The sequence below is a fragment of the Gemella sp. zg-1178 genome (assembly GCF_018790995.1).
Classification (GTDB): domain Bacteria; phylum Bacillota; class Bacilli; order Staphylococcales; family Gemellaceae; genus Gemelliphila.
This window is the reverse complement of the sequence record NZ_JAHKEI010000003.1, coordinates 1-18,595: the sequence shown is the minus strand read 5'-3', so window position 1 is coordinate 18,595 and position 18,595 is coordinate 1. Positions and strand designations below refer to the sequence as shown.

At 30.4% G+C, this 18,595-nt stretch carries 22 protein-coding genes; 13 read left to right on the top strand and 9 right to left on the bottom strand.

What is annotated here, in order from left to right; translation table 11 throughout:
• Positions 1–5: 5 nt before the first annotated feature.
• Together KMP12_RS01000 and KMP12_RS00995 are read right to left on the bottom strand one after the other, a co-directional pair.
• Entirely contained in the window at positions 6–1,115 is a 1,110-nt protein-coding gene (locus tag KMP12_RS01000) for an ABC transporter ATP-binding protein (protein WP_215755882.1), read from the bottom strand.
• A gap of 460 nt (positions 1,116–1,575) precedes the next feature.
• Positions 1,576–2,883: an ABC transporter substrate-binding protein gene (locus tag KMP12_RS00995; RefSeq protein ID WP_215755881.1), complete on the bottom strand. Its 1,308-nt coding sequence runs from the start codon at positions 2,881–2,883 to the stop codon at positions 1,576–1,578.
• Between the two features lie 256 nt (positions 2,884–3,139).
• On the opposite strand from KMP12_RS00995, the gene KMP12_RS00990 reads away from it, so the two are divergent.
• From KMP12_RS00990 to ftsH, 5 genes are all read left to right on the top strand, one after another.
• Positions 3,140–3,847, top strand: a complete 708-nt coding sequence (locus KMP12_RS00990) for a GntR family transcriptional regulator (RefSeq protein ID WP_215755880.1) — start codon at positions 3,140–3,142, stop codon at positions 3,845–3,847.
• Between the two features lie 103 nt (positions 3,848–3,950).
• The gene (locus KMP12_RS00985; protein ID WP_215755879.1) at positions 3,951–4,586 is read left to right on the top strand and encodes a S1 RNA-binding domain-containing protein; all 636 of its coding nucleotides are present in this window, start codon (positions 3,951–3,953) and stop codon (positions 4,584–4,586) included.
• A complete protein-coding gene (gene tilS / locus KMP12_RS00980; RefSeq protein ID WP_215755878.1) occupies positions 4,576–5,898 on the top strand; it encodes a tRNA lysidine(34) synthetase TilS in 1,323 nt (440 codons plus the stop codon). The genes KMP12_RS00985 and tilS overlap by 11 nt, the downstream gene beginning before the upstream one ends.
• A gap of 3 nt (positions 5,899–5,901) precedes the next feature.
• Entirely contained in the window at positions 5,902–6,477 is a 576-nt protein-coding gene (gene hpt / locus KMP12_RS00975; protein WP_215755877.1) for a hypoxanthine phosphoribosyltransferase, read from the top strand.
• A gap of 7 nt (positions 6,478–6,484) precedes the next feature.
• Entirely contained in the window at positions 6,485–8,506 is a 2,022-nt protein-coding gene (gene ftsH, locus KMP12_RS00970; protein ID WP_215755876.1) for an ATP-dependent zinc metalloprotease FtsH, read from the top strand.
• A gap of 385 nt (positions 8,507–8,891) precedes the next feature.
• Here ftsH and KMP12_RS00965 read toward each other — a convergent pair whose 3' ends face one another.
• The 3 genes from KMP12_RS00965 to cdaA all read right to left on the bottom strand — a co-directional run bounded on the left by KMP12_RS00965 (position 8,892) and on the right by cdaA (position 10,995).
• Positions 8,892–9,143, bottom strand: a complete 252-nt coding sequence (locus tag KMP12_RS00965) for a hypothetical protein (protein ID WP_215755875.1) — start codon at positions 9,141–9,143, stop codon at positions 8,892–8,894.
• A gap of 78 nt (positions 9,144–9,221) precedes the next feature.
• Positions 9,222–10,181 carry a CdaR family protein gene (locus KMP12_RS00960; protein WP_215755874.1) on the bottom strand — a complete coding sequence of 320 codons (960 nt, stop codon included), beginning with the start codon at positions 10,179–10,181 and terminating at the stop codon, positions 9,222–9,224.
• Positions 10,174–10,995, bottom strand: coding sequence for a diadenylate cyclase CdaA (gene cdaA, locus KMP12_RS00955; RefSeq protein WP_215755873.1), 822 nt, complete (start codon positions 10,993–10,995; stop codon positions 10,174–10,176). Before cdaA ends, KMP12_RS00960 begins: the two co-directional genes overlap by 8 nt.
• Positions 10,996–11,170: 175 nt before the next feature.
• Here cdaA and KMP12_RS00950 point away from each other — a divergent pair, with 175 nt between their 5' ends.
• Genes KMP12_RS00950 through KMP12_RS00940 form a run of 3 tightly spaced genes read left to right on the top strand, consistent with a single transcriptional unit; the run spans position 11,171 to position 11,803 of the window.
• On the top strand, positions 11,171–11,365 hold the full coding sequence (locus KMP12_RS00950; RefSeq protein WP_215755872.1) for a hypothetical protein: 195 nt from the start codon (positions 11,171–11,173) through the stop codon (positions 11,363–11,365).
• 17 nt (positions 11,366–11,382) lie between these two features.
• On the top strand, positions 11,383–11,595 hold the full coding sequence (locus tag KMP12_RS00945; RefSeq protein WP_215755871.1) for a DUF2922 domain-containing protein: 213 nt from the start codon (positions 11,383–11,385) through the stop codon (positions 11,593–11,595).
• A 37-nt stretch (positions 11,596–11,632) separates the two neighbouring features.
• Positions 11,633–11,803, top strand: a complete 171-nt coding sequence (locus KMP12_RS00940) for a hypothetical protein (protein WP_215755870.1) — start codon at positions 11,633–11,635, stop codon at positions 11,801–11,803.
• Positions 11,804–11,816: 13 nt separating this feature from the next.
• Here the strand turns inward: KMP12_RS00940 and KMP12_RS00935 are convergent, their stop codons facing one another.
• Both KMP12_RS00935 and KMP12_RS00930 read right to left on the bottom strand, forming a co-directional pair.
• Complete coding sequence (locus KMP12_RS00935; RefSeq protein ID WP_215755869.1) at positions 11,817–12,050, bottom strand: hypothetical protein; 234 nt, start codon at positions 12,048–12,050, stop codon at positions 11,817–11,819.
• Between the two features lies 1 nt (position 12,051).
• Positions 12,052–12,411 (bottom strand): helix-turn-helix domain-containing protein, encoded by a 360-nt coding sequence (locus tag KMP12_RS00930; protein WP_215755868.1) that lies wholly within the window; start codon positions 12,409–12,411, stop codon positions 12,052–12,054.
• Positions 12,412–12,608: 197 nt separating this feature from the next.
• Between KMP12_RS00930 and KMP12_RS00925 the strand changes: the two genes are divergently transcribed.
• The 3 genes from KMP12_RS00925 to KMP12_RS00915 all read left to right on the top strand — a co-directional run bounded on the left by KMP12_RS00925 (position 12,609) and on the right by KMP12_RS00915 (position 13,711).
• Positions 12,609–12,926, top strand: coding sequence for a sigma-70 RNA polymerase sigma factor region 4 domain-containing protein (locus tag KMP12_RS00925; RefSeq protein ID WP_215755867.1), 318 nt, complete (start codon positions 12,609–12,611; stop codon positions 12,924–12,926).
• A 298-nt stretch (positions 12,927–13,224) separates the two neighbouring features.
• A complete protein-coding gene (relB, locus tag KMP12_RS00920) occupies positions 13,225–13,449 on the top strand; it encodes a type II toxin-antitoxin system RelB family antitoxin (RefSeq protein WP_215755866.1) in 225 nt (74 codons plus the stop codon).
• Positions 13,442–13,711: a type II toxin-antitoxin system RelE family toxin gene (locus KMP12_RS00915; protein ID WP_215755865.1), complete on the top strand. Its 270-nt coding sequence runs from the start codon at positions 13,442–13,444 to the stop codon at positions 13,709–13,711. Before relB ends, KMP12_RS00915 begins: the two co-directional genes overlap by 8 nt.
• Before the next feature lie 285 nt (positions 13,712–13,996).
• Here the strand turns inward: KMP12_RS00915 and KMP12_RS00910 are convergent, their stop codons facing one another.
• Both KMP12_RS00910 and hemH read right to left on the bottom strand, forming a co-directional pair.
• Positions 13,997–14,431, bottom strand: coding sequence for a Dps family protein (locus tag KMP12_RS00910; RefSeq protein ID WP_215755864.1), 435 nt, complete (start codon positions 14,429–14,431; stop codon positions 13,997–13,999).
• Between the two features lie 162 nt (positions 14,432–14,593).
• Complete coding sequence (gene hemH / locus KMP12_RS00905; RefSeq protein ID WP_215755863.1) at positions 14,594–15,610, bottom strand: ferrochelatase; 1,017 nt, start codon at positions 15,608–15,610, stop codon at positions 14,594–14,596.
• Positions 15,611–15,781: 171 nt separating this feature from the next.
• On the opposite strand from hemH, the gene yidD reads away from it, so the two are divergent.
• Positions 15,782–16,036, top strand: a complete 255-nt coding sequence (yidD, locus tag KMP12_RS00900; RefSeq protein ID WP_215755862.1) for a membrane protein insertion efficiency factor YidD — start codon at positions 15,782–15,784, stop codon at positions 16,034–16,036.
• Between the two features lie 203 nt (positions 16,037–16,239).
• Complete coding sequence (locus KMP12_RS00895; RefSeq protein ID WP_215755861.1) at positions 16,240–18,045, top strand: ABC transporter substrate-binding protein; 1,806 nt, start codon at positions 16,240–16,242, stop codon at positions 18,043–18,045.
• Positions 18,046–18,595: the final 550 nt, after the last annotated feature.

Here is an 18,595-nt window from a genome sequence, read left to right as displayed (position 1 = left end):
TTTAATTACTTTTCTAAAAGAATAGACAATTCTGTATCTACATCGAAGAAATGAGCTCTATTCATGTCAAGAGCAAATTTTATTTCATCTCCCATTTTAATATTTTGTCTAGAATGGACTATTGCTTTTATGTCTTCCCCGTTAATTTCAGTATGAACAATATATTCAGAACCCAACAATTCAGCAACTATTACTTTTGAAGTTATTGTTGCATGGCTGTAAGTTTCTAAAACTAGGGGGTCATTAGAAATATTTTCTGGTCTAATACCTAAAACAACTTCTTTTCCTTCATAACCTTTTTCTATTAACTTATTACGCATAGCTTCAGGTATTTCAATAGCGGTCTTCCCCTTAGTTATAAAGTTACCTTCTGATATTTTACCGTGTAGGAAGTTCATTGTAGGTGCCCCGATAAATCCAGCAACGAAAAGATTTTCTGGTTCGTCATAGATTTCTTTTGGTTTACCTATTTGTTGAATGATCCCTTTTTTCATAACAACAATTCTGTCTGCCATTGTCATAGCTTCTGTTTGGTCGTGAGTTACATAGATAGTAGTAGCTCCAAGCGAGTTGTGAATTTTAATTATTTCAGCACGCATGTTTGAACGTAGTTTAGCATCCAGATTTGATAGTGGTTCGTCCATTAAGAATACTTTTGGAGAACGAACGATAGCACGCCCTAGAGCAACCCTTTGACGTTGTCCACCTGATAAAGCCTTAGGTTTTCTGTCAAGTAACTCTTCAAGCCCTAAAATTTTAGCGGCTTCTTCAACCTTAGCTTTTATTTCATCTTTAGGAACTTTTCTAAGTTTCAAAGCGAAAGCCATATTTTCAAAAACTGTCATGTGAGGATAAAGAGCGTAAGATTGGAATACCATGGCTATATCACGGTCTTTTGGTTCCACATTATTTACCAATTTGTCCCCTATGTAGAATTCTCCTTCAGAAATATCTTCTAAACCTGCAATCATACGTAGAGTAGTAGATTTACCACATCCAGAAGGACCTACAAAAACTATAAATTCTTTGTCTGCTACTTCCAGATTAAAATCTGTAACAGCAACAAAGCCGTTGTCATATTTCTTATAAATATTTTTTAAAGAAAGATTTACCATAAAAACCTCCGATAATTATAAAATAGATTATTTAATGTGTTAAATTTATAATACCATGTTATAGGCATTTTGTAAAGCGTTTTATTTGTGATTTTTAAAATTTTAAAAAGCCGTATTAAGGTTATGGTAGAGATTTATAAAAAGATATTATTTTTTGCATATAAAATATTAAGAAGTAATTTAATATGTTAAATTACTCCTTATTTTTTTATGTATTTTTTAGTTATTTATAAAATTTTTTATATTGCTTATAAGATAAAAATTTAATTAATATTAAATTCATTATAATTATGACTGATAAAAAATATTTTTATTTTAAAAATTTTAACGCTAATTATTTTATTTTTAAAAATATTTGTAGATATTTAATTGTAATATAAAAATTCGCAGCAAATAAATTTAAAATAAATTAGTTTATAAAAAAACAGAAACTCAAATTTGAGTTTCTGTTTAATTTAAACTATTTTGCTTCTTCAATAGTTTTGTTAGCGTCATTAACGAACTTGTCTAATCCTGCTTTAGGAGTAGAAGTTCCGTTAAGTACACCTTGAACCATATTGAACCATAGCGGACGCATTTTAGCAAATCCAGGTATAGTGTTGTAGTATGGACCAAATTGTGGTGTTAGGCTTTCAGCAAATTTAAGTTCTTCTGAATCGTAAAGACCAGTTTCACCAACTTTGGCTGAGAAGTTACCAGAAGCTAATAGAGTACGTTTACCCCAATCCTTATCATTAACCATGAAGTCTACGAATTTTTTAGCTGCTTCTGCTCTGTTTGCATCTCCATTATCGAAGATAGCAGGACCAGCAACTAGGTATTCATAAGTAGCTTTTCCGCTGTTGTTAGGGAATGGTAAGAATTTAAAGTTAAATCCAGATGCATGCGATGATGATATCCCTGGTGAGAATAGGATAGTAGAAGCTGCTTGTCCAGATTTGAACGCTTCTAATGCGTCTTTAGCTTCAAGGGCAACACCTTGTCCTAAAAGACCTTCATCATAAGCTTTTTTAACCCACTCAAGCCCTTTAACACCTTTTTCATCGTTGATAGTGTATTTAGTTACATCTTTATCTGTAATCCAAGAACCGTAAAGGTTAGATACGAATGCACGTGGGCCTTGGTCGCCTGCTGCTGATTTAGTGTAGAATAAAGCAGGAGTTATACTTGGGTCTTTTTCCTTAACAGCTTTTAAGAATTTTTCGTATTCTTCAACTGTCCAGTTACGTCCTTCTTTTTTAAGCGGTAATAAATCAGTAACACCTAATTTATCTGTAAGGTCAAGGTTAACACCCATTAAGAATGGAGCAACACCTTGTGGATATAGGTACACTTTGTCTTTGTAGCTAGATGCATTTACTGCAGCTGGAGCTAATTTAGACTTGTCAATATTATCGAATGGCACCAATAAATCTTTTGCTGCCCAAGCAATTACACGCCCAGGAGCGTCATATATGACATCTGGAGCTGTTTTTGATTGGATAGCTGTTTCGATTTTAGCTGGTCCATCAGTAAACTCAATTTTTTGATAGTTTACTTTAATATTTGGATATTTAGCTTCAAAAGCTTTGATTAATGCTGCGTCATATTCCTCTGTTGTTTTAAATTCACTGTCTTTTGTGAATTGAGGGAAGTTCCAGTATGTAATCTCAACTTTTGCATTAGGGTCAGCGGCTTTTTTATCATCTTTTTTTCCACCTACACACCCTGTAAGTAATACAGCTGAAGCAGCAGCTGCAGAAATAATTTTTAAAAATTTTTTACTCATAAACTGAGCCCCCTTTAGATATATTAAGATAAAAATTATTGCACTTAACGTGTTAAATCTATAATAGCACATTATTCAAAAAATGTAAAGCGTTTTTAATAATATTTTTTAATTGAATTACTAATTTTTAATTATTTATATTTTTTTATGAAAGCGTGAAAAAAAGTATTAGAAATTTCCTTTACAAATATATCCTAAAATGATAATATTATATTGATTATTTATAGGTGTTTACTATACGTTCGGTGGTGATATAATGAAAAAATATGAAAAAATTATTAATAATATAATTTTAAAAATAGAAAGTGGCATCTTCAAAGAGGGTGAACAAATATATACAGAAAAAGAAATAAAAGATATTTATAATGTTAGTAGCACAACTGCGGTTAGGGTTTTAAATGACTTAGTAAGCAGCGGTTATATTTATAGGGTTCAGGGCAGGGGAAGTTTTGTTTGTAAAACCCTGGTAAATAAAAAAATATATTTTACAGAAAATAATAATTTTAAATATTATTTCAATCCAAAAAATATAGAAAAATCTAAGGTTCTTTCAGCAGAGATAATAGTTGATGAAGAAATATGTACAAAATTTTTAAAAATTAAGCCTCAAAAATTACTAAAAGTAAATCGTGTAAAATATATTGATACTATTAATTGGGCCTATCAAGTAAACTATATACCCATAAAATATCTTCCTAATATTGATACGGAAAATTTAGAAGATTTTAGTGAATTAGCAACTATGATTAGAAATAAATATCGTATAGATATTCATAAAGAAAAATTTAAAAAAACTATAAGTGTTACGGTAGGTCTTCCCAAAGAAGTAAAAGACTTGATTGCACCTTATAATGAACCGTGTTTTGAATTTGACAGACAAACATTTTTACCCAACGGCAAAATTTTTGAATATGTAAAAATTTATATTAACTACAAATATTACAAAATAGAAATACATGATTAAATTAATTAAGCAGAAATAAATATTTATTTCTGTTTTTTCTTTTCTATTAATAGTAAATTTAATATGTTATAATAAAAAAGTATTTTTGAGTGAGGTGGTTATTTTGATATTAGAAAAAGGTAGTCAGGTTAGTGGGCTTGTTACAGAAGTTTATAACTATGGCATGTTTATAGAGTTAGAAAATGGAGAAAAAGCCTTGTTGCCTAAGGAATATATGTATATTTCTAAAAAGAAGAAGCTAACAGAAATTTTTTCTGTGGGTTATAATATTTCTGCTAAAATACTTTCTAAGAAAAAAGATTATTTTGTTCTGACCCAAAAAGAGATTAAGCAAGATGAAAAAACTGATAAAAAAAATAATAATATAATGGAAGAAAAAAATAAATCTATTAAAAAAACTACTCTGGCTAAAAGCAATATTAAATCTCAAAAAAAACAGGATAAGCTGGCAAAAGAAAAAGTTAAAAAAGAAGAAAGAAAACAAGATAAAAATAGTCCTAGCCTAAATGATTTAAAAAAATTAACAACAATAGGTAATATAAAAATATCCCTTCAAAAGAAAAATTCTATTACAAAATTAGCAGACGAAAAAAAATTAGAAAATAAAGAAGAAAAAGTGTTTTTACCTATTCCAGAAAATTTTGTTGAGGATATGGTGGCGAATTATGAAAAAAGACTTGAACAATTAGAAGAGGTAAAAAACAGGATAAAAGAAAGTGGGTGGCTAAATGAAACTTAATATCTTATGGAATAAAAATGATAAGTTAGGCCTTGCCCTTTCTGGTGGTGTAGATTCAGTGGTTTTATTTCATCTGCTTATTGATAAATATAAGGATAGCTACAAGGAACTTGTGGTCTTTCATATAAATCACGGTCTGCGTACAGAATCTTATAAAGAAGCTATTTTTGTAGAAAATCTAGCTCAAAAAAATAAGGTAAAATTTTATAAAAAAGAATTACACCTAAAAGAAAAATCAAAAGAACAGCATATTTCCGAAGAAATGCAAGCTCGCTCTTTACGTTATCAAGCCTTTGAAGAATTTGCTGGACTTGAGAATGTAAGTAAGCTAGTAACTGCCCACCACAGAAATGACTGTGTAGAAAATATTATATTAAGACTATTCTCAGGTAGAACCATAGATTACAGATTATCAATAGAAGAAGCTACTATTATAAATAATATTGAAATTTTAAGACCCATGCTAAATATATCCAAGCAAGATATAGAAAAATATGCAAGTCAACACAATATAAAATTTTATCAGGATATGACTAATTTTGATACAGACTATACAAGAAACTATGTTAGGCACAAGATAGTTCCCCATCTAGCAGCTATTAACAAGGGTGCTGAAGAAAATTTATTAGAATTTGCTACTTATTACAATGATTTGAATGATTTGGTTAGGCTTAACACCTTATCTAAATTCATACCCCACATCAATAAAATTAATGATAGCAAATACCAAATTAATCTAGCGGATTTTGATATTTTACATAATATTGAAAAATATTTTCTTATTAACTATATTATCAACGAAAAATTTAATAATTTTAATGTCAGCAGGCGGGCAATATTTACAGCCTTAAAAAATTTAGCTAGTAAAAAAGCTAATATTAGCCTAGATTTAAAAGAAAATATTAAATTAATCAAAGAATATCAAAGTATAAGTGTATGTAAAATAGAAAAAAAATGTTATAATAATAGGATAGAAATTTTAGCTAATGACATCTACGATGGATTTAGCTGTGATTTTGGAGATTATAAAATAATTATAACAAGAGATAATAATAAGGCTGAACTTGGTTTTAACCAAAGTGATTTACCACTCTTGCTTGCACCTAAGCAGGATGGAGATACTATAAAAAGAGGGAATATACACAAAAAGATTGCTAGAATTTTTATAGATGAAAAAATCCCGAAAAGTCTAAGGGATAGGTTGCCAGTTGTTAAAAATAAGGAGGGGCAGGCTCTGGGTGTTTTGGGTATTGGTAGTAAAATAAGTAAAAACAGCAAATACGATTATTATTTAAGATTGTTGAAAGGATAAATAATGAAAAATTTAAAAAGAGATATTGAAAAAGTATTATTTAGCCACGAAGAAATAGTTCTCGCTTCTAAAAGAATAGCAGAACAAATAATGGAAGATTATAAAAATTCTGAGCAAGAGCCTGTTTTATTGTGTGCATTAAAAGGTGCTATGCCCTTTATGTCTGAACTAATCAAGCATATAGATATACACATAGTTACAGATTTTATAGATGTAGCAAGTTATCATGGTGGAACATCTTCAACAGGGAGTATTATTTTGAGAAAAGACGTAACTATGGACTTAGAAAATAGAGATGTTATAATTGTTGAAGATATAGTAGATACTGGTAGAACTTTAAAACATCTTATGACATACTTAAAGGAAAGAAAAGTTAAGAGTATAGCTTGTGCTTCTTTAGTAGACAAACCAGAAGCAAGATTAGTAGAAGTTAATGCAGATTATATAGGAGTTGAGTCACCGAATGAATTTTTAGTAGGTTTTGGTTTAGATTATGAAGAAAAATACCGCAACCTCCCCTACATAGGTGTCTTGAAACCAGAAATATATACTGTAAAAAATAAGATAGAAGGAGATTAGCTACTCTATGAATAATAAAAAACAAAGACCAACATTAGCGATACTAGCCATGATAATTTTATCAATAGGTATATTCGCTTTTTGGCAAAAAGACCTGCCAGGGCCGATAGAGAATATTAATTATTCGCAATTAGTACAAAAATTAGATGAAAATAAATTAAAAGATGTTACTATCCAACAATCAGAAGAAGTATTTATAGTAAAAGGTAAATATACTGACAGTGATAAATCATTTACTTCAACAATATCAACTCAGGATAAATCAATATGGGAAGCTTTTTACAATAAGGCTAAGGAAAAAAATATTGGTAATTTAGAAGTTAAGGCAGCAGACAAAACAAATGTGATAATAAGCATTTTGAGTAATGCCTTCCCAGTTTTATTGATGGTAGGATTGTTATTCTTCTTTATGAGCCAAATGCAAGGAGGCGGAGGAGGAAAAATAATGAGTTTCCAAAAATCCAAAGCAAAAAAAATTGAGGGTGATGAAGCTAAAGTTACCTTTGCAGACGTGGCAGGTTGTGATGAAGAAAAACAAGAACTGGCAGAAATGGTAGAATTTTTAAAAGACCACCGCAAGTTTACAAAAATGGGAGCTAAAATTCCCAAAGGGGTACTTTTAGAAGGACCTCCAGGGACAGGGAAAACTTTATTAGCTAGAGCAGTAGCAGGAGAGGCAAGGGCTCCATTTTTCTCAATCTCGGGTTCAGACTTTGTAGAAATGTTTGTTGGGGTTGGGGCTAGTCGTGTTCGTGATTTATTTAAAGAAGCTGTAAAAGCAGCACCGTGTATTATCTTTATCGACGAGATAGATGCAGTAGGACGTAAACGTGGTTCTGGTGTAGGTGGTGGAAATGATGAGCGTGAGCAAACTTTAAATCAACTATTGGTCGAGATGGACGGTTTTGAAGGAGACAAGGGTATTATAGTAATAGCTGCTACTAACCGAGCAGATGTTTTAGATTCTGCCCTGCGTCGTCCTGGACGATTTGATAGACAGATAAAAGTATCTACACCTGATGTAAAAGGGCGTGAGGCAATATTAAAAGTACATGCCAAAGGCAAACCTCTTGCTAAAGATGTAGAATTACGCAGTATGGCAGAAAAAACTCCTGGTTTTTCTGGTGCCGACCTAGCCAACTTATTAAATGAAGCGGCACTTCTTGCAGCTCGTGAAAATAAAACTCAAATTGAAAAATCGCATTTAGACGAAGCTATGGATAGGGTAATTGGAGGACCAGCCAAACGTAGTAGAGTGTATACGGATAAAGAAAAACGTCTAGTAGCCTATCATGAAGCTGGGCATGCCATCGTAGGTATGGTTTTAGACAGTGCAGACAAGGTTCAAAAGGTAACAATTATTCCTCGTGGGGACGCAGGTGGTTACAACTTGATGATACCAGAAGAAGAAAAATACTTTATGACAAAAACAGACCTTACGGATAAAATCTGTGGACTACTTGGAGGACGTGCAGCAGAAGAAATTTTCTTTAATGAAGTATCTACTGGAGCCCACAATGATTTTGAACGTGTAACTGCAATTGCAAGAGCCATGGTAACAGAATATGGTATGAGTGATAAGATAGGTCCTTTACAATTCCCTTATAATGACCCATATACAGGGCGACAATTATCAAGTATAGGCAACTACTCAGAAGAAATTTTAAGAGAAATAGACAATGAAGTAAGAAGAATAATTACAGAAAATTATTCAAAAGTATTAAATCTTATAGAAGAAAATAGAGGAAAACTTGAACTAATTGCTGAAACTCTGATGAAAGTAGAAACTATTGACAGAAAAGAAATAGTTGCCCTATTTGAATTTGGAAAAATGCCAAATGAATTAGATGAAGAAACAGCTGAAAAATTAGACAAAATAGTAAATAAAAAATACTATGAAGAACAAGCTAAAAAAGAGGCTTTAGAAAAAGAAAAATCAGCTGAAGAACAAGTTTTACCATCTAAAGCAATTTCAGAAAATAAAGAAAATCTTGAAGAAGCAAAATCTGATACAGACAAAGAAAATTAATAAAAAATAAAAGGCTTAATAGTAATATTAAGTCTTTTATTGCTAATTATTTTTATCTGTGTTAGACTTTAGTTAGAAAAATTTTAGGAGATATAAAATGAAATTTTTAAAAATTATTAGTGCAGTATTAAGTGCTGGCTTATTAATAAAAAAATTTGCAAAAAAGAATATAGCCAAGTCCGAATAAATTTTTAATTATAAATTTGTCTAGTCGCAAATAACTTGATAAAAATTTATGATTTTTTAATTCTTATAAAATTAAAATAGACTCAGAAAATAATGTAGCATAATTTATGCTGAAATATTTTTTTATCTATTTTTAGTCTATAAAATATTTAAAAAATAAGTGGTGTAAGATGTTAATAAGTTATTTATATATTAAATTCTAAAATCTAACACCTATAAAGTAACCTAGTGCTGTGGCTAAAAGTATTAAGATAGCAGAACTTATTTTTCTAGTTTCTTTTACTTTGATAATTTCTATAATTTTTTGAATTATTAGAATAGCAAATGCTACTAGGATAATGTAATTTTTTGTATTTTCATTTTTTAGGAAAAAAGAACCGATTATAAGCCCCAAACTGACACAAGATGCTAGGGTGCTGATAACGATAAATAATAATTTTTTGTCCTCCATGGTGCCTCCGAATATTTTGTTTTATTTGATTATAGCATAAGTAAAAAGAACTTGCAGAAAAAAACTGCAAGTTCTTTTTTATTTTTTCTTGACTTTTATAGTAACCTTAACAGTTGCGACATCAAAAGTATATAATGAGCTTGTGTTTGCATATATTTTAAGATTGCTTAGTTCCTTAGTTTCTTGTTTGATATCTGTTAGTTCAACATCTACAAAGGCTTCTTCGATGTTAGTGAGGATGTCCTTATTCTCAGCCCTTATTTTTGCTGAATTTGGTTCAACTGTTATGCTTACTAATTCATAGTCGCTAGGTAATTCTCCAATCTGGTTGATAGTTATGGGAATAGTTTTTTCTATGGCTTCTACATTAATAGAAATAGTAGTAGTAGTTTTTTCCATTTCTATATCTTCTATTTTATTGAAGTTTCTGTCATAAGCAACTAGTTTTGCTTCTTCTTTGATGTTAGAGCTGATTTTTGTTTTTTCTGTACTTTCTGCTCGAACTTCGTAAATGTTGTCTAAACTTTCTTCTGCTCCAGAAATTTTTATAGTTTGGTCAGTTACTGATACGGATTTTAAGCTGTAACCTAGGAGTAGTCTTTCGTTTTTAACTGTTGGTTTAACTTGATACTCTCTACTTATCTTGTTGCGGACAGAAACTGTGATAAATTCTGGATTACTAACTGCTTCAAGCCCATTATTTAATTCGACGATTTCAACTTTTAGTTTTTGGTTATCACCCACATCTATTTTACTAAAATCTATGCGTGCTTTGAAACTTCTATCGACACTTTCTTTTTGCACCTTGGCAGTAGGCCCAGTAATTTTAACATCAACACTATCCGGTATTCCTAAGATGTAGTATTTATTCTTGTCATAATTTACTTCTATGGGTACTGATCTTATCCAAGTAGTTGTGTAGTTAGAACTTTTGCCCTGTTCAAAGAAATTAGATAATAAATTATCATTTACTGAAAAAAACATCAGTATAGCAATTAACAAGGATACAATTTTTAAAAATAATTTGTCTTTATCCATTAGTATCGCCTCTCAATGTAGTATTTGTTGTTAGCCAATTTTCATTTAGGAAATTTTTTAAATCTCCTGCATGAAGATTTTCTTTTAGTTTGCCGTTCATGGCAACAGAAATATGACCTGTTTCTTCCGACACGACCACGATAATAGCGTCTGTGTTTTCAGAAAGTCCTATGGCGGCACGGTGTCTAGTCCCTAAATTACTGGCAATATTTTTGTTATCGCTAAGGGGTAAAAAGCAACTAGCAGCCCTAATTTTTTCTTTTGTTAGGATAAGGGCACCGTCATGTAGGGGAGTGTTGGGTATAAAAATATTAATAATTAGTTCATTACTAATATTAGAATTTAATTCAATTCCACTCTCTGCATATTCATCAAGACCAGTATTATTTTCTAAAACGATAAGAGCTCCGATACGTCTTCTTGCCATGTGTTTAGAAGTATCAGCAACAACATTAATAGTATTTGCCCTGTCCTTGTCAGCAAGGCTGCTATCCCTATTAAAAATTATATTGTATAGGTTAAAGCGACCTAGGTGTTCCAAGGTTCTTCTTATTTCTGGTTGGAAGATAATAATTATAGCAAGGACACCCCAATTTACCAGTTGGTCTATAATGTAACTCATTGTTTGGAAACCGATAAGATTAAAAGCTAGACGCAAAAAAACAATAATAATTATTCCTTTAACAAGCTGAATACCACGTGTCCCACTCAATAATTTCAAAGCGGTGTAAACCAAAAACCAAACGAGCAAAATATCAATTAAAGATATTATAATTTTCATATAAGTAATTTCGCTGAAGTAGTTAGCTAACATATTATCCTCCTTCCAATAATTTTTAATATAATTTTTCAATATTTTAATTATAGCATAGTTTTTTAATATTTTTTAGAAAATATAGAAATTTTAAAAATAATTCGGAAAAAATAAAATTTTTAACGATATATTTAGTGTCAGAGGCCAAAGACAAAAAATAAAAAGGAGAAAAATTATGACAACTACACAGAAAATATTAAAATTAAATTACACACTGGAAAAAGCGGCTAAACAGGTAAAAAAAGCTCATTCTTTCGAGATTTCACCGGAGATTTCTAAGGAAGAGGCAAAAGAGGTGGGCATATTAATGTCAACTATTATATCTGATAATATAGAAGACTATGCTATGCAAGTAACAGAAGCAATATAATAAAGGAGATATAAAAAATGAATAAAACATTAGAACTTATTTTTACAACAGCAGACGATAAAAAATACAAGTTAATTATTAAAAATCCAAAAGAATCTTTAGATAAGGATACGGTTAGTCAAGTAGGTAGTAAAATTATCGCGACAAAGATATTCAATACTAGCAAAAGAGTTTTGGCAAGTTTTGATAAGGCAGTTTATATCATTCGTCAAGAACAAGTGATAGAATAGGAGCTTAGGCTGGGTTAGACCAGCCTAAATCATTGATATGGATATTATAAATATAATAAATTCTGTCGGTTTTCCAATATTTGTTTCAGTCTTTTTCTTATTAAAATTAGATAATAGCTTGAAGATAATAGCGGAAAAATTAGCAGAATTGAATAAGACAATAAATAATTATACCGATATAAATAAAAAAATACCGCCACAAAATTGATGGGCTGGTATTTTTAGTGGGCATAAATTTCTATTTCATTGACATCATATTTGGTAAAATCTTCATTGATAATATGATTTAATTCTTGCTTATAAGTTTTTTCTAGCTGGGCTTGACTAAATTTAGAATTTAAAAATATTGTGTAAGAGCCATCTTCGTTTGGAGTAGCACAACCCTTTACCTTGCAAGAATGCAAATCACGAATTTCAACATTTATGCAAATATCATTTATATAAGTAGTGTACATATTATTCCCTCTCTTTTAGATTTAATAAAAGATTTGTTACTAGCTGCAAATCTTCAGGACTAGCATTTCTACTAGCATCAAAAAGTATGCGTAAGTTATCATTTTCAAAAATATCCTCTGCAATTTCCCGAGTATTCTCATCAAAATAGTAGCCCTCATCACTATCCCAACCGTAGAGATAGGCTGGACTTGTTCCTAGTGCCTTGGCTAATAATTCTATTTTTTCTTTGGGTATGTTGGTGATAATACCTTGTTCATACTTATATAGGGTTTGTCTTGATGAATCTATGAGTTTACCTAGTTCATCAAGAGTATATTTTTTTTTAAGACGTAAATTTTTAATTTTGTCGCCGACTGTCATAACAATCACCCCTTAGACTAAGTATAATATTTTTTAACTTAAAAAGCAACAAAAACATTTTATAGAACTTGACAAGATACACAATTAAATGTTATTATAATTTCGACAAGGAGTTTCAGAGCAAAATAAAAATTCTAGCAAGAAAAGAAAATTTTTTTGCTTATTATGTAACTTTTAAAGTTACAAAGGAGGATAGTATGAATAAGAAGTATATAGAATATTTATTAAGGAATGCCTATAGATTAGAAAAAGACTTGTTAAAAGAAGGGGAAAATAAGTTGGATATAAGAGAATATCTAAATAAGGAGGAACAAATAAAGTTGGTGAAAGATGTTTTGACTACCATAAATTTTTACAACAGCCTTGATATAGTTTATAAGGAGGCTATGCTCTTGCGTTATGTTAAAAATTATTTGATAAAAGAGGTTGCCGAGAAAACTCATTTTTCCCAGTCGCACCTAAAGGCAATTTTTAAGGAATGTAAGAGTGAGTTAGCTGAAAAAATTAGTGCGTAAATAGGGAAGTGGGGGAGTATAGAAATTTAGATTTATTTAATAGGCAGATAAAATTTTATTTTTAGGTTTAAAGCAATTCTGCTTGCAAGGTCAAGATTAAAAATAGTTTGTAAAAAAGTAAGTTGTAATTAAGTAACTGTCTTAACTTAGTAGATTAAAAACAAGTTATGTAATAATAATTACTAACTTGCTTTTTTATTTTTGAATTTTTTAGATATATTATAGAATTTCTTGCTATAAAATTTTAGATATGTTATAGTTGTAGTTAAATAAAATACAATATAAGGAGCTGACTTGTATGAGTGTCCCTATTTCTGTAAGATTTGATGAAAATGTAAATAAATTTTTAACACATGTTGTTAAAGAAAAAAATACAACAAAAACAGATTTTATAAGACAAGCTGTAATGGAAAAGTTAGAAGATTTGTACGATATAGAAATGGCTGATAAATCTTATAAAAAATGGCTGGAAGATGATAAAAAAACTTTTTCACATAAAGAAGCGATGAAAAGATATGGCTAAATATAAAGTTGAGTACATGCAAAGTTTTTTCGATGATTTGGACAAACTAGATAGTGGACTAAGAAGGCAAATTATGAAATGGATAGATAAACATTTAAACGATGTTGATTTTCCTACTTCTCCTGGCAAACATTTAAAAGGTAACCTAGCTGATTATGTTAGATTTAGGGTGTCAAATTATCGTATAATTGCAATATTAGATGATAAAAAATTAATAATAACAAATATTCATGTTGGACATAGGTCAGAAATATATAATTAAAAATCAGATTTTTTAATAAAATATATTTTAGGAAATTATAGATATTATTAAAAAGGCGACTAGATAATCGTCTTTAAGGCGACTAGATAATCGTCTTTTTTTTATAAAATTATCTTTAAAATTTTTAACTGCTAAAATAAAGATAAATTTTTTAAAAATTTTACTAACCTTGCTCTTAGCAAAATATAAAATTTATGCTTAAAAAAATTAAGAATATGCTTATATTTTCTATATCAAGTTTTTATCAAAATAAAAAAGACTACAAATTAATGTAGTCTTTTTTTCTTATCTATCTAAGTAGGCTTTTAACATCCAAACATTTTTTTCTAGTTCAGTTTTCAAACCTAGTGCTAAGTCGGCAGTACCTTGGTCGTTAGCGTCTTCTGATACTTCGATAAGGGCTGAAGCGTCAGCAATCAGCAGTTCAAAATCTGCTAAAACAGCGGCTACCATTTCTACCGTAGTTTCTTTTTCTGTTGCTTCTTTGATAGTTGCTATTTCCAAAGCTCCTTTTAATGTAGAAACTGGGCGACCACCTATGGCTAAAAATCTTTCTGCCACTTCGTCTAATGTTTCTGTTACATGGTCATAATATTTTTCAAATACTTCATGCAGTGTGTAAAAAGATGACCCCTTTACATACCAGTGGAAGCTATGTAATTTTGTATATAAAACTGTAAGATTTGCTACTAATTTATTTAATTGTTCATGTTGTATCATTTCTTATTCCTCCTATAAGATAATTATACTATTATTTATAAAATAAAGCTAATAAAATAATTTATAAAACTAAAACTTGTTTGAAATTTTAATTATTATTTCTAGTTTTCTTTTTTTATTTTCCCTGCCTTTTCTAGCATTTTTCTTATGTGTTTTGGCATTTTAACATTTTCTTTTCCTTTTTTGGCTATGAGTTTTTTTTACGAAGTCGGGCATTTTTAAATCGTCTTTTTCATCAGGGCTTGACATTTCGTTAAAAGTTCCCTCCTCACCGTTTAGAAAAATAAAGTCCTTATCTTTATGCAGGTCTATTGTTTCTACCAAAGCGTCTATTAATCTTTCATCATAGTTGGGGCTTTTTGGTCTGTAATAGTTTATAGCTAATTCATCACAAATTTCCTTGCATTCTATATCATTGTCGAATAAAGTTTCTATGTGGTCGCTAATAAATGATATGGGAACAAAAATGTAGTTTTTCTTGTGTTCTTCTTGACTTCTTAGATATTCTAAAACGTCAGGTTTTATCCAAGGTATACCAATATCCGATTCACTTTGCCAAGCATTAGTATAATTTTCTTTTTTCAAGTTAAGTCTTTGGGCAAGTATATTTATATTGTCTTTTATTTGCTCGATATAGGGGTCGCCATAATCTAGGGCAATAGTCGGCACGCTGTGGGCTGTAAATATTACCTTATAATCATCAGAGTTAATAGCTGTAATTATTTTTTGAATTTCAGCCACCCAATAAGTAGTTAGGGCTTCAGATTTATACCAGTCTTTGATAAGATTAAATTTAATTTTTTTACTCTCTAAAAATTTTTCATAACCCATAATTGAATAGATAGAGTAATGTGGTTCTAAGATAAGGCAGATACATTTTTCTACGCCCTCATCTTCCATTTTTTTTATGGCGTCTGTAATGTAGGGAGTAGAAAATTTATTGGCAAAATAAATGTTATAAGTAGCACCAATTCTTTCTCTTAGTAGTCTAACAGTTTCCTGACTGATTTTTTGTAGGGGAGACTTGTTAATTTTTTTGTAGTTTTCGTAAAGGTGTTGAATTTCTTCGTCTTTAGGTCTTTTGCCCCTGCGAATGTTGGTAAAAAATTTTGCAATTCCCTCAAAAGAATAATCCTCTGGCGAGCCGTAAGTCATAACTAAAATAGCTGTTTTTTTCATAGTAATTTCCTCTTTTATTTTATTTGTAATAATTATAGCATAATATATAGTTTAATATTTTATTAAAGTTTAATTTTATACTAAATTTTTTGGTAACAATCCTATATAATTTTAAAAAATATTATTTCAGTATATAATAATAGTAGAAAATTAATTTTATTTGGAGTTCTTATGGCAAAATTATTTATAGTCTTGATAAAGTTTTATAGAAAATTTATTTCCCCCTATACCAAACCCAGATGTAGATTTTCGCCAACTTGTTCAGCCTATTCTTTAGAAAGTTATCAGAGGTTTGGCTTTTTTTTAGGAACTTATCTCACCATAAAACGACTTTTAAAATGTCATCCACTTTATAAGGGGAAATATTTTGATAATGTTCCCTTGTTCAAGGAAGATGTTTTTAAAAAATCAAAGAAAGGTAAATAAAATATGGTAAAATTTCAAGCCTAATTTCTAGTTTTAATTTATTATTTTATATAATTTTTAACTAGATAAGGTAAAAAATAAAATATTCTAAAAAATATTTTAATATTCAGAAAATATAGTTGACTTTTGCATATATTAATGATATATTACTATTAATTATTTCAAAGCACCCGGGTGCTTATTATTTTTAAGGAGGATTTTTAATGAAAAAAAGCAAATTTTTAAAAGTTTTTAGTTCTGCTATGGCTTTGTCATTAGTTCTTACTGCTTGTTCTTCTGGTACTTCTACTAAGAAATCTAGCGGAGCAAAACCTGCCGTAGAATTTAAAACTTCTGTAGACAATGGAGGAACAGCTGTTAATACGCCACTTAAAGTTGGTATTTTGTCAAATGCCCCTTTAATAGGCATGTATAATCCTGCATTTGCATTAAATGCAACAGACCTTTATGTTACGGCTGCATTTACGGGAGATACTTTTAAATCTGATGATTTAAAACGTTTTAAACAAGACGACGATAGTGGAGCAGTAAAGTTACACCTAGATAAGGATGCGAAAACTGCAACATTGACAATTAACAAAGACCTAACTTGGTCTAATGGTCAACCCGTTACAGCCAAAGATATAGTTGCTACTTATGAATTAATGGGTAACAAAGACTATGTGGAAAATATTCGTTATGAAGATACATTTGATTTAATCGAAGGTATGAAAGACTACCACGAAGGGAAAGCTGATAAAATTTCTGGTATTACAGTAAAAGATGATAAAACAGTAGTTATCAAATATACTAAATTATCACCAGCTCTATTATGGGGTTCTGGCTTTATTTCAAGTTTCTTAAATGCTGAACAAGTAGCTGAAGCATCAAAAGACTTCACTAAATTTGTTGAAGCAGAATTAAATACAAAACCACTATCTTATGGACCTTATGTAATCGACCAAGTGGTTGCTGGAGAAAGTGTTTCACTTAAAGCTAACGAACACTACTTCAAAAAATCAGAAGTTAAAACTAAAAATATTGAATTTAAACGTGTAGTACCAGCCCAAGCTAGCCAGGTTATGAAGGCAGGAGAAGTAGACCTCATGGGAGACCTTACTGCAGATATCTGGTCTAATACAAAAGACTTACAAAATGGAACAATCTTAGGGCAACCTGACTACTACATGTCTTATGTAGGATTTAAACTAGGTAAATTTGACAAAGAAAAAGGTGAAGTAGTAGTCAACCCTGACGCTAAAGCAGCTGATGTTAGGGTGCGTGAAGCATTCGGTTACGCTGTTGATTGGGACCAAATCAATGCTAAACTCTACCAAGGTCTAAGATTTACACCTACTGGTTCAGGTTTATATCCACCGATTGTAAAATTCCTTTACAATCCAGAAAATCCTGGCTACAAACTAGACCAAGAAAGAGCTAAAAAACTTCTTGATGAGGCAGGTCTAAAAGATGTTGACGGTGATGGATTACGTGAAGACAAAAACGGTAAAAAATTAACATTTAACTTTGCTATCCGTGACGTAGGGCAAACATTCGACCAAGCCCTAGCAGATACATTCTTGAAATCTTGGAAAGATGTTGGTTTAGACGTTAAATTAGTAGACGGTAAACTAATGGCACCAAACGAATGGTCACAACGTGTTCAAGCAGATGACCCAGAAATCGATCTCTTCCAAGGAGCATGGGGACTAGGAACAGACCCTAACCCAACGCAACTATTAGGAAACAAATCTCCGCTTAACTTCCAACGTTATACTGACGATAATTTAAAAGCATCCCTAGAGAAAATTAATTCTCCTGAAATGTTTGATGATAATAAATTAAAAGAAGTTTACCAAAAATTCGATAAAGACTTTGCTGAGACAAGAGCATGGTTACCATTTAGCTGGAATACGGCTATGCTTTGGGTAAACAAACGTGTTAAATCATTCGACTTAGTTAAAGCTGGGAAAGGTGAATTAGGATACGAAAACTTAGAATTAACAGCAGACAAAGGTGCTCAAGGATAATTAGACACTGTTAATAAAAAGGCGAATTGCTTTTGCAATTCGTCTTTTCTTTACAGTGTCTTATGCTGAATTTTGCGTGTTAGCAAAATGAAGCGATAGACACAAAAAATATCTTATGCTGAATTTTGCGGTTAAGCAAAATAAAGCGATAGACAGGAAATAATTTTAGGTACAGAATTTTGTATTTTATAAAAATTAAGTCTGCAATTCGTCTTTTCTTTACAGTGTCTTATGCTGAATTTTGCGTGTTAGCAAAATGAAGCGATAGACAGGTGGTACGTTTTGAATTTTGTGTTTTATAAAAATTAAGTTTGCAATTCGTCTTTTCTTTACAGTGTCTTATGCTGAATTTTGCGTGTGAGCAAAATGAAGCGATAGACACAAAAAATATTTTATGCTGAATTTTGCGGTTGAGCAAAATAAAGCGATAGACACAAAAAATATTTTATGCTGAATTTTGCGGTTGAGCAAAATAAAGCGATAGACACAAAAAATATTTTATGCTGAATTTTGCGGTTGAGCAAAATAAAGCGATAGACACAAAAAATAT

Excerpts from the sequence above, each read along its gene's own strand:
- KMP12_RS01000 (WP_215755882.1), bottom strand. The coding sequence starts at position 1,115 with ATGGTAAATCTTTCTTTAAAAAATATTTATAAGAAATATGACAACGGC.
- KMP12_RS00995 (WP_215755881.1), bottom strand. The coding sequence starts at position 2,883 with ATGAGTAAAAAATTTTTAAAAATTATTTCTGCAGCTGCTGCTTCAGCT.
- KMP12_RS00990 (WP_215755880.1), top strand. The coding sequence starts at position 3,140 with ATGAAAAAATATGAAAAAATTATTAATAATATAATTTTAAAAATAGAA.
- tilS (WP_215755878.1), top strand. The coding sequence starts at position 4,576 with ATGAAACTTAATATCTTATGGAATAAAAATGATAAGTTAGGCCTTGCC.
- hpt (WP_215755877.1), top strand. The coding sequence starts at position 5,902 with ATGAAAAATTTAAAAAGAGATATTGAAAAAGTATTATTTAGCCACGAA.
- ftsH (WP_215755876.1), top strand. The coding sequence starts at position 6,485 with ATGAATAATAAAAAACAAAGACCAACATTAGCGATACTAGCCATGATA.
- KMP12_RS00965 (WP_215755875.1), bottom strand. The coding sequence starts at position 9,143 with ATGGAGGACAAAAAATTATTATTTATCGTTATCAGCACCCTAGCATCT.
- KMP12_RS00960 (WP_215755874.1), bottom strand. The coding sequence starts at position 10,181 with ATGGATAAAGACAAATTATTTTTAAAAATTGTATCCTTGTTAATTGCT.
- cdaA (WP_215755873.1), bottom strand. The coding sequence starts at position 10,995 with ATGTTAGCTAACTACTTCAGCGAAATTACTTATATGAAAATTATAATA.
- KMP12_RS00950 (WP_215755872.1), top strand. The coding sequence starts at position 11,171 with ATGACAACTACACAGAAAATATTAAAATTAAATTACACACTGGAAAAA.
- KMP12_RS00945 (WP_215755871.1), top strand. The coding sequence starts at position 11,383 with ATGAATAAAACATTAGAACTTATTTTTACAACAGCAGACGATAAAAAA.
- KMP12_RS00940 (WP_215755870.1), top strand. The coding sequence starts at position 11,633 with ATGGATATTATAAATATAATAAATTCTGTCGGTTTTCCAATATTTGTT.
- KMP12_RS00935 (WP_215755869.1), bottom strand. The coding sequence starts at position 12,050 with ATGTACACTACTTATATAAATGATATTTGCATAAATGTTGAAATTCGT.
- KMP12_RS00930 (WP_215755868.1), bottom strand. The coding sequence starts at position 12,411 with ATGACAGTCGGCGACAAAATTAAAAATTTACGTCTTAAAAAAAAATAT.
- KMP12_RS00925 (WP_215755867.1), top strand. The coding sequence starts at position 12,609 with ATGAATAAGAAGTATATAGAATATTTATTAAGGAATGCCTATAGATTA.
- relB (WP_215755866.1), top strand. The coding sequence starts at position 13,225 with ATGAGTGTCCCTATTTCTGTAAGATTTGATGAAAATGTAAATAAATTT.
- KMP12_RS00915 (WP_215755865.1), top strand. The coding sequence starts at position 13,442 with ATGGCTAAATATAAAGTTGAGTACATGCAAAGTTTTTTCGATGATTTG.
- KMP12_RS00910 (WP_215755864.1), bottom strand. The coding sequence starts at position 14,431 with ATGATACAACATGAACAATTAAATAAATTAGTAGCAAATCTTACAGTT.
- hemH (WP_215755863.1), bottom strand. The coding sequence starts at position 15,610 with ATGAAAAAAACAGCTATTTTAGTTATGACTTACGGCTCGCCAGAGGAT.
- yidD (WP_215755862.1), top strand. The coding sequence starts at position 15,782 with ATGGCAAAATTATTTATAGTCTTGATAAAGTTTTATAGAAAATTTATT.
- KMP12_RS00895 (WP_215755861.1), top strand. The coding sequence starts at position 16,240 with ATGAAAAAAAGCAAATTTTTAAAAGTTTTTAGTTCTGCTATGGCTTTG.